This is a genomic window from Methylobacterium sp. WL6, from assembly GCF_008040095.1.
In the GTDB taxonomy this organism is placed as follows: Bacteria; Pseudomonadota; Alphaproteobacteria; order Rhizobiales; family Beijerinckiaceae; genus Methylobacterium.
Map to the genome: position 1 here is coordinate 25,079 of NZ_VRVH01000022.1, position 11,909 is coordinate 36,987.

General features: G+C 71.7%; 10 protein-coding genes and 1 tRNA gene. 6 read left to right on the top strand and 5 right to left on the bottom strand.

Annotated elements, in window-relative coordinates:
• Nucleotides 1–16: 16 nt before the first annotated feature.
• Nucleotides 17–1,075, bottom strand: coding sequence for a class 1 fructose-bisphosphatase (locus FV230_RS05655; RefSeq protein WP_147841613.1), 1,059 nt, complete (start codon nucleotides 1,073–1,075; stop codon nucleotides 17–19).
• A gap of 188 nt (nucleotides 1,076–1,263) precedes the next feature.
• Here FV230_RS05655 and FV230_RS05660 point away from each other — a divergent pair, with 188 nt between their 5' ends.
• Nucleotides 1,264–2,226: a LysR family transcriptional regulator gene (locus tag FV230_RS05660; protein ID WP_147727027.1), complete on the top strand. Its 963-nt coding sequence runs from the start codon at nucleotides 1,264–1,266 to the stop codon at nucleotides 2,224–2,226.
• Complete coding sequence (locus FV230_RS05665) at nucleotides 2,223–3,455, top strand: FAD-dependent oxidoreductase (RefSeq protein ID WP_147841614.1); 1,233 nt, start codon at nucleotides 2,223–2,225, stop codon at nucleotides 3,453–3,455. The genes FV230_RS05660 and FV230_RS05665 overlap by 4 nt, the downstream gene beginning before the upstream one ends.
• 90 nt (nucleotides 3,456–3,545) lie before the next feature.
• Here FV230_RS05665 and FV230_RS05670 read toward each other — a convergent pair whose 3' ends face one another.
• Nucleotides 3,546–3,728: a hypothetical protein gene (locus FV230_RS05670; RefSeq protein WP_147841615.1), complete on the bottom strand. Its 183-nt coding sequence runs from the start codon at nucleotides 3,726–3,728 to the stop codon at nucleotides 3,546–3,548.
• A 192-nt stretch (nucleotides 3,729–3,920) separates the two neighbouring features.
• Between FV230_RS05670 and FV230_RS05675 the strand changes: the two genes are divergently transcribed.
• From FV230_RS05675 to FV230_RS05690, 4 genes are all read left to right on the top strand, one after another.
• On the top strand, nucleotides 3,921–5,132 hold the full coding sequence (locus tag FV230_RS05675) for an efflux RND transporter periplasmic adaptor subunit (protein WP_147841616.1): 1,212 nt from the start codon (nucleotides 3,921–3,923) through the stop codon (nucleotides 5,130–5,132).
• Nucleotides 5,133–5,142: 10 nt separating this feature from the next.
• The gene (locus FV230_RS05680; protein ID WP_147841617.1) at nucleotides 5,143–8,286 is read left to right on the top strand and encodes an efflux RND transporter permease subunit; all 3,144 of its coding nucleotides are present in this window, start codon (nucleotides 5,143–5,145) and stop codon (nucleotides 8,284–8,286) included.
• Nucleotides 8,287–8,707: 421 nt separating this feature from the next.
• Entirely contained in the window at nucleotides 8,708–9,451 is a 744-nt protein-coding gene (locus FV230_RS05685; protein WP_147841618.1) for a TetR/AcrR family transcriptional regulator, read from the top strand.
• A 152-nt stretch (nucleotides 9,452–9,603) separates the two neighbouring features.
• A tRNA-Leu gene (locus FV230_RS05690) sits at nucleotides 9,604–9,688 on the top strand.
• A gap of 155 nt (nucleotides 9,689–9,843) precedes the next feature.
• Here the strand turns inward: FV230_RS05690 and FV230_RS05695 are convergent.
• The 3 genes from FV230_RS05695 to exbB all read right to left on the bottom strand — a co-directional run.
• Nucleotides 9,844–10,665 carry a TonB family protein gene (locus tag FV230_RS05695; RefSeq protein ID WP_147841619.1) on the bottom strand — a complete coding sequence of 274 codons (822 nt, stop codon included), beginning with the start codon at nucleotides 10,663–10,665 and terminating at the stop codon, nucleotides 9,844–9,846.
• Nucleotides 10,662–11,132: a TonB system transport protein ExbD gene (gene exbD / locus FV230_RS05700; protein ID WP_147841620.1), complete on the bottom strand. Its 471-nt coding sequence runs from the start codon at nucleotides 11,130–11,132 to the stop codon at nucleotides 10,662–10,664. Before exbD ends, FV230_RS05695 begins: the two co-directional genes overlap by 4 nt.
• A 17-nt stretch (nucleotides 11,133–11,149) precedes the next feature.
• A partial coding sequence (gene exbB, locus FV230_RS05705) for a tonB-system energizer ExbB (protein WP_246694755.1) occupies nucleotides 11,150–11,909 on the bottom strand: 760 nt, incomplete at its 5' end.

Consider the following 11,909-nt stretch of genomic DNA (forward strand, 5'->3'; position numbering starts at 1 on the left):
CGGGCGTGTCCCGAGGTCACGAGCGCATCAGCCCGCGCTGCCCGAACAGGGGGGAGCGCCCGGCGGCGTGGTTGCGCCCGTCGTAGTACTTGGCGACGCTGGCGACCTCCTCGACCGAGCCGAAGACCAGCGGCACGCGCTCGTGGATGCCGGCGGCGGCGATGTCGAGGATGCGGCGCTCGCCGTCGGTGGCGCCGGCGCCGGCCTGCTCCATCAGCATGGCGATCGGGGCGGCCTCGTAGAGCAGGCGCAGGCGTCCTTGCGCGTAGCCCTTGCGCCCGTCGCCGGGGTACAGGAACACGCCGCCGCGCATCAGCACGCGCTGCGCGTCGGCCACCAGCGAGCCGAGCCAGCGCATGTTGTAGTCCTTGTCGTGCGGGCCCTCGGCGCCGCGCAGGCAATCCTCGATGTAGGCCTTGATCGGGCCGTCCCAATGCCGGGCGTTCGAGGCGTTGACCGCGTATTCCTTGGCGGCCGCCGGCACCTCGAGCGCGGCATGGGTCAGGCGGAAGGCGCGCTCGGCACGGTCGAGCACGTAGACCTGGGTGCCGTGGCCCAGCGTCAGGATCAGCGCCGTGGCCGGCCCGTAGGTGACGAAGCCGGCCGCCGTCTGCGCCGTGCCGGGCGTGGTGAAGGAGGCGATCGGGTCGCCCTCGGCGGTCACGGCCGGGCGGATGCCGAAGATGGTGCCCACCGCCATGTTCACGCCGATGTTCGACGAGCCGTCGAGCGGGTCGATCGCGACCGCGAGCGGCGCCCCGGGGTTGAGGTGCATCACGCCCTCGGCCTCCTCGGAGGCGACCTCGGCGACGGGCGCGCCCTGGAGGGCTTCCGTGACGCGCCGGTGAGCGATCACGTCGAGCGCCTTCTGCACGTCGCCGTCGCTGTTGTGCTCGCCGGCCGCCGCGAGGTCGCCCCCGAGCGCTCCGCGCCCGATGACCTCGCTGATGTCGATGGAGGCCGCCGCGATCGCGGCGATCACGGCGGCGGTGTCGGCCATGTGCGGCTCCGCCGCGACAGCCTCGGCGAGGCATGCATCGAGCCGCGATCCGAGTGCCGGTGAACCTGTCGACATCCGCTTGCCTTTCCGCCCGAGATCCTGCCGCGCCGTCATGCGTGCGACGGCGCCAGCCGCACGCCTTACCTGCCCGAATGCCGGCAGGATACCGCACGCGGGTCGCCCTTCACCAGGGACCGACGCCGCCTGTGGGCAAGAAATCTAAAACTTCTTGCGGCCGATTACAAAAAAACTAAAAACAGCGCATGCGCAACCTGTCCCTCAAGCAACTTCAGGCCGTCGCGGCGGTGGCACGTCTCGGCACCATGACGCGGGCCGCCCAGGAGCTCAACGTCACCTCGGCCGCCCTCTATGCTCGCATCCGCCAGCTGGAGGAGGAGGCGGGCCTGCTGCTGTTCGACCGGACGCCGACCGGGTTGAAGCCGACCGATGCGGGCCGCGAGATGCTGTGGGCGATCGACAGCATCAACACCGTGCTGGAGACCTGCGCCGACAAGCTCCGCATCCTCAAGGGCGGCGCCGGCGGCCGGGTGACGCTCGGCGTGGTCTCGACCGCGAAGTACTTCGCGCCGCAGGTGATCGCCGGCTTCGTGAAGGCGCATGCCGGCGTCGAGATCAACCTGTCGGTGCGCAACCGCGGCAACACGGTCGAGGCGCTGCGCAACTACGAGATCGACTTCGCGATCATGGGCCGGCCGCCGCGCGACTTCGCGATCGAGGCCGAGATCTTCGGGCCGCACCCCCTGGTGCTGATCGCCGATCCCAACCACCCGCTGGCGGGCCGCCGCGGGCTGACCAAGGCCGACATCGCCGAGGAAGCCTACCTCGTGCGCGAGGACGGATCGGGCACCCGCACGGTGTTCGAGGAATTCATGAACGGGATCATCATCAAGCGGGCGAAGCTCGGGATCGATTCCGGCTCGAACGAGACCATCAAGCAGGCGGTGATGGCCGGGCTCGGGATCGCGCTGCTCTCCGCGCACACGGTTTCCGCCGAGGTCGAGGCCGGACGTCTGGTTCTGCTCGACGTCCAGGGCCTGCCGATCCGGCGCGACTGGTACGCGGTCCGCCGGGCCGACAAGGTCCTGGGTCCGGCGGCCGCCGCGTTCTGGGAGTACCTGATGCAGGACGGCGCCCGCTGGTTGCCGGGGGTCGAGGTCCTCGGCCAGGAGACGGTCGCCGCGATCGCCGCCGGGGGCAGGGCGTGAGCGCCGGCCTCGTCGTCGTCGGTGGCGGGCAGGCGGGCTTCCAGGTCGCCGCGTCGCTGCGCGAGGCCGGGTTCGCCGATCCCGTCACCATCGTTGGCGACGAGCCGGGCCTGCCGTATCAGCGGCCCCCGTTGTCGAAGGCCTATCTCGCCGGCAAGACCGACGCCGCGGGGCTGCACCTTCGCCCGGACGCCTTCTACGCCGAGCACCGCATCGCGGTCCGTTCGCAGACCCGGGCCGTCGCGATCGACCGGGCGGCCAGGACGCTGTGGCTCGGCGACGGGACCGTCCTCCCGTACGATCACCTCGTTCTCGCCACCGGCGCGCGCAACCGCCCGCTGCCGGTGCCCGGCGCCGACCTTGCCGGCGTGCGCCAGCTGCGCGACCTCGCCGACGCGGACGCCCTGCGCGCGGCCTTGGAGATCGCGCGGCGGATCGTCGTGGTCGGCGCCGGCTTCATCGGCCTCGAGTTCGCGGCCGTCGCCGCCGCGCGCGGCCTCGACGTGACGGTGATCGAGGCCGCCGACCGCCCGATGGCGCGGGCGGTCTCGACCGAGACCGGGGCCTTCTTCCGCGGCGCGCACGAGGGGCTCGGCGTCCGCTTCGCCTTCGGTGCCGGCGTCGCATCGATCGCGGGGGAGGGCGGCCGCGCCGGCGCCGTCCGCCTGTCGGACGATCGCGAGCTGCCGGCCGACCTCGTCGTGGTCGGGATCGGCGTGCTGCCGAACCAGGAGCTCGCGGCCGAGGCCGGCCTGTCCGTCGCGGACGGCATCCGGGTCGACGCGTTTCTCGCCACCGACGACCCGGCGATCTCGGCGATCGGCGACTGTACGCGCCATCCCAGCGCCTTCGCGACGGGATTGTCCGCGGACGGCACCGTGCGGATCGAATCGGTGCAGAACGCGATCGACCAGGGGCGGTGCCTCGCGGCCCGCCTCGCCGGCCGGCCGGCAGCCTACGTGGCGCTGCCGTGGTTCTGGAGCGACCAGGGTCGCTACAAGCTGCAGATCGCCGGCCTCTCGGGGCCGTCGGACCTGTCGGTCCGGCGGGGTGCCGGCGAGGCGTTCTCGGTGTTCCGCTACCGCGGCGCGCGCTTGGTCGCGGTCGAGTCGATCAACCGCGCGGGCGACCACATGATGGCCCGTCGCATCCTCGGCGCCGGACGGACGCCGACGCCGGAGCAGGCCGCCGACCCCGCCTTCGACCTCAAGGCGTTCGCGGTGGCGTGAAACGCATCGACCCCGCACGGCCGGGGCCGAACGGGGTCGATGGTCGTCGGATGGGGTGAGGCCCGACCCGCCCGGGCCGGGCGATCGCCCTCAGGAGATCAGGTCGAGCTTCGCGGCTTCGAGGCCGTTGCTGCGGACCGATTCCGGCAGCGCGAGGAAGTCGCGGTAGCCGGCCTCGCGCGCCATCGCGTCGAGGGCGGTCGCCTCGTCGTCGGCCGAGCCGGTCCACAGGACGATGCCGTTCTTGGTCTGACGAATCTGGAAGATGCTCATGGGAGCCCCGTCGCATGGGATGTTGAAAGCTTAACGTCCTCAATGCGGCGCGGTTGCAGGTATTCGGTCGCCTATTTCCAGGCCGTCGTCTACGCTCCCCGGGGCGTCGGCGCGTGCCTTCAAAACGCCGGGCTGCGGTGCGACAGGGCAGGCTCAGGCGAGCCCATGGACGCCAGCGAGACCACTGCCGTGATGCGATCCTTCGTTGCCGCCCTGCGTGTCGCCGGCCTCGCGGCGGCCTTCTGCGCGGGCGCATCGTCCGTCGGCGCGGTCGAAACGGCGGCGGTGCCCGAGCCGCAATCCATCGCGCCGGCGATCAGCGTCGTGCCAGCCCAGATGCGGGAGATCGTCGAGCGGGCGGTCATCACCGGCACGCTGGTGCCGCGCGACGAGATCCTGGTGTCGCCGGAGATCGAGGGCTTCCGCATCATCGAGCTGCTGGCGGAGGAGGGCGACCGGGTCGCCGCCGGCCAGGTGCTCGCGAAACTCTCCACCGAGATGATCGCGACCCAGGAAGCCGCGAACGCGGCAGCGGTCGCCCGGGCCGAAGCCGCGATCGTGCAGGCCAAGAGCCAGATCGTGCAGTCGGAGGCGGCCCAGACCGAGGCGCGGCTGTCGTTGGAGCGCGCCCAGGCCCTGATCAAGACCGGGAACGCCACCGCCGCGATCCTCGAGCAGCGCGTCTCCGCGGCGCAGGGCGCGGACGGCAGGCTCGCCTCCGCCCGCGGCGGCCTGCAGGCCTCAGAGGCCGATCTCGCCACCGCCAAGGCCTCGGGTGCCGAGATCGCGCTCAAGCGCGCCCGCGCCGCGATCCGCGCGCCGGAAGCCGGGATCGTGAACCGCCGCACAGCCCGCGTCGGCGGAACCGCGACCGCGGCCGGCGAGCCGCTGTTCCGCCTGATCGCGCGCGGCGAGATCGAGCTGGAGGGCGAGGTGCCGGAGACCTGGCTGCCGCGGATCAAGATCGGCGATCCGGCCCAGCTCGACCTGGAGGACGGGCGCAAGATCGTCGGCAAGGTCCGCCGGGTCTACCCGGAGGTCGACCGCACCACGCGGCTGGGCAAGGTCCGCATCGCGCTCGGCGACGATCCCGCGCTCCGCATCGGCGCCTTCGGCCGCGGCACCGTCGAGGTGGCGCGGCGAACCGGCGTCGCGGTTCCGGTCTCCAGCCTCCTGTTCGCGGCCGACGGCAACGCCGGGGTCCTCGTGGTGAAGGACGAGCGGGTCGAGGCGCGCAAGGTCGTGCCCGGCCTCTCCGCCGCGGGGTTCTCCGAGGTTCGCAGCGGGCTTGCCGCCGGCGAAACCGTCGTCGCGCGCGCCGGAAGCTTCCTGCGCGACAGCGACCGGGTGCGGCCCGTGCCGCCGGAGACCCTGACGCCGCTCGCCGACGCGACCGCGCGCTAGGGGCGACGTCATGCGCCTCAACATCTCCGCCTGGTCGATCCGCCGGCCGCTGCCGTCGATCGTCCTGTTCCTCGTCCTGATGCTGCTGGGCTTCGTCAGCTTCCGCTCCCTGCCGATCACGCGCTTTCCCAACATCGACATCCCGATCGTCTCGGTGACGATCACCCAGTCGGGCGCGGCGCCCTCCGAGCTTCAGACCCAGGTCACGAAGTGGGTCGAGGATTCGGTGGCGGGCGTGAAGGGCGTCAAGCACATCCTCTCGACCATCACCGAGGGCTCGTCGGTCACCACCATCGAGTTCCGGCTCGAGGTGAACACCGATCGGGCCGTCAACGACGTGAAGGATGCGGTCTCGAAGATCCGCCTGAACCTGCCGCGGACCATCGACGAGCCGATCATCAACCGCGTCGAGATCGCCGGCCTGCCGATCATGGTCTACGGCGCGTCCGCGCCCGCGATGACGCCGGAGGACCTGTCGTGGTTCGTCGACGACGTGGTCGCCCGGTCGATCCAGGGCGTGCGCGGCGTCGGCGGCGTCGAGCGCCTCGGCGGCGTCGCCCGCGAGGTCCGCGTCACCTTGAAGCCCGACCGGTTGCTCGCGCTCGGCATCACCGCGGCCGACGTCAACCGGCAGCTGCGCCTGACCTCGGCCGACATGGCCGGCGGACGCGGCGAGGTCGGCGGCCAGGAGCAGTCGATCCGCACGCTCGCGGCCTCGGCGACCCTCGACACGCTCGGCGCCACATCGATCGTCGTCTCCGGCAACCGCAAGGTGCGGCTCGACGAGCTCGCCACGCTCACCGACACCGCCGAGGAGCCGCGCACCTTCGCCCGCTTCAACGGCGAGCCGGTGGTCGCCTTCGCGATCTCGCGCTCGGCCGGCGCCAGCGATGCCGAGGTCTCGGTCGGCGTGGCCGACCGGATCGCGTCGCTGCACGCCGCCAACCCGGGCGTGCGCTTCGACCTGATCGACACCTCCGTCACCAACACGGTCGGCAACTACCATTCCGCGATGCTCGGGCTGCTGGAGGGCTCGGCGCTGGCGGTGATCGTCGTGCTGCTGTTCCTGAAGGACTGGCGCGCGACGCTGATCGCGGCGGTGGCGCTGCCGCTTTCGGTGCTGCCGACCTTCTGGGTGATGAGCACGCTCGGCTTCTCGCTGAACGCCGTCAGCCTGCTCGCGATCACGCTGGTGACCGGCATCCTGGTCGACGACGCCATCGTCGAGATCGAGAACATCGTCCGCCACATGCGGATGGGGAAGACGCCCTATCGCGCGGCCCTCGAGGCGGCCGACGAGATCGGCCTCGCGGTCATCGCCATCACCGCGACGATCATCGCGATCTTCGCCCCCGTCTCGTTCATGGGCGGCATCGCCGGGCAGTACTTCAAGCAGTTCGGCCTGACGATCGCGGCCGCCGTGTTCATGTCGCTGCTGGTCGCGCGCCTGATCACGCCGCTGCTCGCCGCCTACTTCCTGCGCGACCACGGGCCGGAGGACACGCGCGAAGGCGTCGTGATGCGCGGCTACACCCGCCTGGTGGCGTGGTCGGTGCGGCACAAGTTCGTGACGCTGGTGGCGGGGCTGGCCTGCTTTGCCGCCTCCATCCTGTCCACCGGCCTGCTGCCGTCCGGCTTCCTGCCGGCCGAGGACGCGGCCCGCACGCTGTTCGTGGTCGAGCTGCCGCCCGGCGCCAAGCTCGCCGAGACCACGCGCGTCACCGACGCGCTGGTGGACAAGATCCGGACGCTGCCCGAGGTCCGCAGCGTGTTCGTCGACGGCGGCCGGCAATTGCCGGGGAAGAAGGAGGTGCGGCTCGCCTCGCTGACCATCAACCTGACGCCGAAGAACACGCGACACCGCACGCAGAAGGAGGTCGACGTCGCCGTCGGCGCGATCCTGCGGCAGCAGCCCGACATCCGGTTCTGGGCTTTGCGCGAGGGCGGCCAGCGCGATCTCGCGCTCATCATCGCCGGTCCCGACAAGGCGGTGGTCGCCGACGTGTCGCAGCGCCTCCAGCGCGAGGCGGCGCAGGTGCCCCACCTCGTCAACGTGATCTCGACCGCGCCGCTCGACCGCACCGAGATCCGCATCCGCCCCAAGGCCGGGGTCGCGGCCGATCTCGGCGTCTCCACCGACCTGATCGCCGAGACGGTGCGCGTCGGGACCATCGGCGACATCGGCGCCAACCTCGCCAAGTTCAACGCGCGCGACCGTCAGGTGCCGATCCGGGTGCAGCTGCCCGAGACCCTGCGCAGCGACCTCGCCCAACTCGAGACCCTCAAGGTCCCGGTCAAGGGCGGTGCCGCGGTGCCGCTCTCGACGGTGGCCGACCTGTCTCTCGGGCAGGGCCCGACCGCGATCGACCGCTACGACCGGGCGATCCGCGTGGCGCTGGAAGGCGACATGCAGGGCTCGGACGCCCTCGGCTCGCTGATCGACCAGGTCATGCACCTGCCGACCGCCCAGGCTCTGCCGCCGGGCGTGACCATCAGCCAGACCGGGGACGCCGAGGTGATGGGCGAGGTGTTCTCCGGCTTCGCCCTCGCCATGGGCGCGGGGCTGATGATGGTGTTCGGCGTGCTGATCCTGCTGTTCGGCTCGTTCCTGCAGCCGATGACGATCCTGTTCTCGTTGCCGCTGTCGATCGGCGGCGCGATCCTCGGGTTGCTGGTGTTCCACAAGCCGATCTCGATGCCCGTCGTCATCGGCATCCTGATGCTGATGGGCGTGGTCACGAAGAACGCGATCATGCTCGTCGATTTCGCCGTCGAGGAGATGGGTCGCGGCGTCGACCGCGCCACCGCGATCATCGATGCCGGCCGCAAGCGCGCGCGGCCGATCGTGATGACCACGATCGCCATGGCCGCCGGCATGGTGCCCTCCGCGATGGCGCTCGGCATCGGCGGCGAGTTCCGGGCCCCGATGGCGATCGCGGTGATCGGCGGCCTCATCGTCTCGACCGGCCTGTCGCTGGTCTTCGTGCCGGCGATCTTCGTGCTGATGGACGACCTCTCCCGCTTGATCGTCCGCCTGTTCTCCCGCTTCGTCGGCGCGCGCGACGACCCGGAGGAGGCGGGGCGAGCGCCTTCCGGCCATCCCGCCAACGATGGGCGGGGCTACCCGGCGCCGCCTCGGGTTGCCGCGGAGTAGGGGACGCTTCGGCGCACGCGCATCTTCGATCGGGGTACGGACATCGCGTTCGGGCGGTCGATCCGAGCGCCTCGCGGTTCCGTCATCCCGCGATGAGAGGCCTGTCGCTCACCGCGCCGGCGCCGCAAGCGCCTTCGGCCCATGATCCACCACCGCGTTGCCGACCACGGCCGCGATGGAGAGCAGGGCGGGCAAGGCCGGCGCGCGATCGTGCCGCCATCGTCGAACACCGCGCCTCGCGTGCGCTCAATGGGCATGACGTGCCATCGCCCTCGTGCGGCAAGCGCGCACAAAGGCACTGCCCTCGTCCGCCCGCGTCCCTACATAGGGAGCGAGACAGGATCGGCCGTTTCGCGCGTCGATTGTCACGAGGCGCGTCGCCCCTTCGGAGCGCGCGCGACATCAGCCAGGAGCAGGCCGCATGACCGAGACAGCAGGCTCGCCGAAGAAGGGCCGCAAGCCGGCGGATCCCGGCGACCATCACGAGGCGCCGACGCAGCCCCCGCGCGAGGCGGCGGTGGAGGCGTTGATGCGGCTGGCGGCCGAGCAGCCCTGGAACGACATCGAGATCGGCGACATCGCCCGCGAGGCGGGTCTGAGCCTGGCGGAGCTGCGCGACCTGTTCCCGTCGAAGGGCGCGGTTCTCGCTGGCCTCGCCCGGATCATCGACCGCAAGGTGCTCGAGGAGGACGGTGCCGACCTCGCGGAGGAGCCGACCCGCGAGCGGCTGTTCGACGTGCTGATGCGCCGGCTCGACGCGATGACGCCGTACAAGCCGGCCTTGCGGCGCATCTCGTTCGCGCTGCGCGGCGACGTGCTGTCGATGCTGGCCCTGAACGGCGTGGCCCTGAACTCCCACCGGTACATGCTAGCCGCGGCCGGGATCGACACCGAGGGCCCGCTCGGCCGGCTCAAGCTCCAGGGCGTCGTCATCGCCTTCGCCCGCGTGGTCGAGACCTGGCTGCAGGACGACGATCCGTCGCTCGCCCGGACCATGGCCCGCCTCGACATGGAGATCCGCAGCGGCGAGCGCTTCATGGAACGCGCCGAGGACGCCCGCCGGCTCGTCGCGCCGTTCCGCGCGCTCGGACGGTCTCTGCTCGATCGCCGGTCCCGGTCGCGCACGCCGGACGTGGAGGACGGCGAGCCGGCGCCGAGCCTCTGACGCGCTAGCGCTCGCCATCGGGCCGGCCATCCGCGTCGAGGCGAGCGCCGCGATCACACCGGGCGGTCGAACGCCCGCACATGCGGAATCCCGATTGACGCCACCGATGCCACCCCCTAAACGAGCCTTCGTCGGCGCCGAGCGCCCGGCGAGCCCAGGTGGCGGAATTGGTAGACGCGCTGGTTTCAGGTACCAGTCTTGCAAGAGGTGAAGGTTCGAGTCCTTTCCTGGGCACCAATCCTAAACAGCCGTTAAGATCGAACAGCGTTTAGGTTCGCATCCCGTACCCGGAGACCCGGAGACCCGGGGCGGGATTTTTGCGTTTCAGCACCCCTGCGCGCTGGGATCGGGCCGCGCGATCTCCGGTGTCGTCGGCACGGGATGCGGCCGTCTCACTTGCCCTTCTGCTTGGCGCGAAACACCACCGGGATCGTGAAGGTCAGCCCCTCGTCCGCGACGAGCGGCGGTGGCGGCGGAACCGGATCGGATCGGTGCATCATCGTCAGGGCGGCCTGATCGAGCGCGCCGTCGCCGGACCCCTTCAGCACCGTCGCCGAGACCACGTGGCCGACGCGGTCGAGGAGGAAGCTCACGAGCACCTCGCCGGTCGGATGCGTGGCGCCGCCCGGGTAGCGCTTGTGCCGGTCGAGATGGGCCATGAGCTGCTTCTGCCACGTGGTGCGGACGCGGCGGGCGCTCTCGCCGGTGCCGAGGACGGGCGCGGTCGCGATCGCAGCCTCCTTGACCGTCTCGGAGGTCGGTGCGGCGGCGGCCTCGGACGCGACCGACTCCGCCGACGGGCTGGTCTCGGCGACCTTGACCTTGCTCTCGTCCTCCTGCGGCTTGAGGGTTGCCTCCGGCGAGACGATCCGGTCCGGATCCTCCGTCTCGGTCGGCACGGCCTTCGGCAGCTCGGTCGGGTCGTCGACGGCCTTCTGCTGGACGACGGCCGGCGAGGCGGCCGCGTCGTCGGCTTCCGGCCCGGGCGGCAGGTCCGAGGGCTCGCGCCGCGGCGCCGTCATCTCCAGGCCGACCTCCAAGGCGGCGGCGCCGAGGTCGTCGACCTCGTCGGGCTCCGCGGAGCCGAGCGCGAGCAGGCCGCCGCCGGCATGCAGCGCGAGCACGAACGCGCCCGCGGCCAACCAGAGCGGCCAGCCGAGGCGCGCCGTGCCGGAAGGCCCGAGCGCGTGTGCTCTGCCGATCCTGCCCGTCATGGCGCCCGTGGCGCCGGCCCCGACCCCGACCCCGACGCATCCGCGGGCGGACCTTCGAGCGCGACGAGCGCGACCTTGAGGTAGCCGCCGGCGCGGAGAATCTCGAGGACGTCCATCATCTCGCCGTAGGGGACCGCGCGGTCCGCGCGCAGGAAGATGCGCCGCTCCCGGCTCGGATCGGCCTGCGCATCGAGGGCCTGCGCGAGGTCCACGCGCCGCACCGGCGTCTCGCCGATCGCGACCGCGAGGTCGGCCTTGATCGTCACGTAGGTCGGCTTGTCCGGTCGCTTCTGCGGAACCGCGCTGGAGGAGGGGAGGTCGATCGGCAGGTCGACCGTCGAGAGCGGTGCCGCGATCATGAAGATGATCAGCAGCACGAGCATCACGTCGATGAACGGCGTCACGTTGATCTCGTGCGCCTCGCCGAACTCGTCACCGTCCTCGTCGCCACCGAGTGAGATCGCCATGGTTCAGGGCCCCCCGCTCACTCGGCCGCCTGCGCCAGCGGCGCATGGCGCCCGACCTCGCCGCGCTCGAGTTCGCGCGACAGCAGCCGCATCGCCGTGCCGGAGGCGCGCTGGACCAAGTCGCCGTAGCTCCGGGTCGCCCGGGCGAAGTGGTTGTAGATGATCACCGCAGGGATCGCGGCGGCGAGGCCGATGGCGGTGGCCAGCAGCGCCTCCGCGATGCCGGGCGCGACCACCGCGAGGTTCGTGGTCTGCGCCCGCGAGATCCCGATGAAGCTGTTCATGATGCCCCAGACGGTGCCGAACAGGCCGACGAAGGGCGAGATCGCGCCGATCGTGGCGAGCGCGCCCATGCCGCGGCGGGCGAGGCGGCCTTCCGCCTTCACCAGCTCGGAGCAGCGCGAGACCGCCCGCTCCTTGATGCCCTCCGCATGGCCCTTGGAGATCCGCACCTCGTTCGCGACCGTGCCGACGAGGCGGTCGAGGATCGTGCCGCCCCCGCCGAGCGCCCGCTCGGCCTCGGCCAGCGAACCGGTCTCGGCGACGCGGCCGAGCGCCCGCACGAGGCTTCGGCGGGCGAGGCCGAGCTCGATCGTCTTCGCCACGAGGATCGTCCAGGTGACGACCGAGGCGAGTGCCAGCCCGCTCATCACCACCTTCACCAGGATGTCGGCGTTCAGGAACATCGACCACGGCGACAGCTCGTGGCCGCCGGGGGCCGAGGCGGAAATCGCCCTTCGCGGGCCCGGCTCCGGCGCCGGCGGCGCTTCGGCAGCC

Bases quoted from the DNA above. Each gene is read 5' to 3' on its own strand.
- exbD (WP_147841620.1), bottom strand. From the start codon at position 11,132: ATGGCGATCTCACTCGGTGGCGACGAGGACGGTGACGAGTTCGGCGAG.
- FV230_RS05675 (WP_147841616.1), top strand. From the start codon at position 3,921: ATGCGATCCTTCGTTGCCGCCCTGCGTGTCGCCGGCCTCGCGGCGGCC.
- FV230_RS05660 (WP_147727027.1), top strand. From the start codon at position 1,264: ATGCGCAACCTGTCCCTCAAGCAACTTCAGGCCGTCGCGGCGGTGGCA.
- FV230_RS05670 (WP_147841615.1), bottom strand. From the start codon at position 3,728: ATGAGCATCTTCCAGATTCGTCAGACCAAGAACGGCATCGTCCTGTGG.
- FV230_RS05680 (WP_147841617.1), top strand. From the start codon at position 5,143: ATGCGCCTCAACATCTCCGCCTGGTCGATCCGCCGGCCGCTGCCGTCG.
- FV230_RS05685 (WP_147841618.1), top strand. From the start codon at position 8,708: ATGACCGAGACAGCAGGCTCGCCGAAGAAGGGCCGCAAGCCGGCGGAT.
- FV230_RS05655 (WP_147841613.1), bottom strand. From the start codon at position 1,075: ATGTCGACAGGTTCACCGGCACTCGGATCGCGGCTCGATGCATGCCTC.
- FV230_RS05695 (WP_147841619.1), bottom strand. From the start codon at position 10,665: ATGACGGGCAGGATCGGCAGAGCACACGCGCTCGGGCCTTCCGGCACG.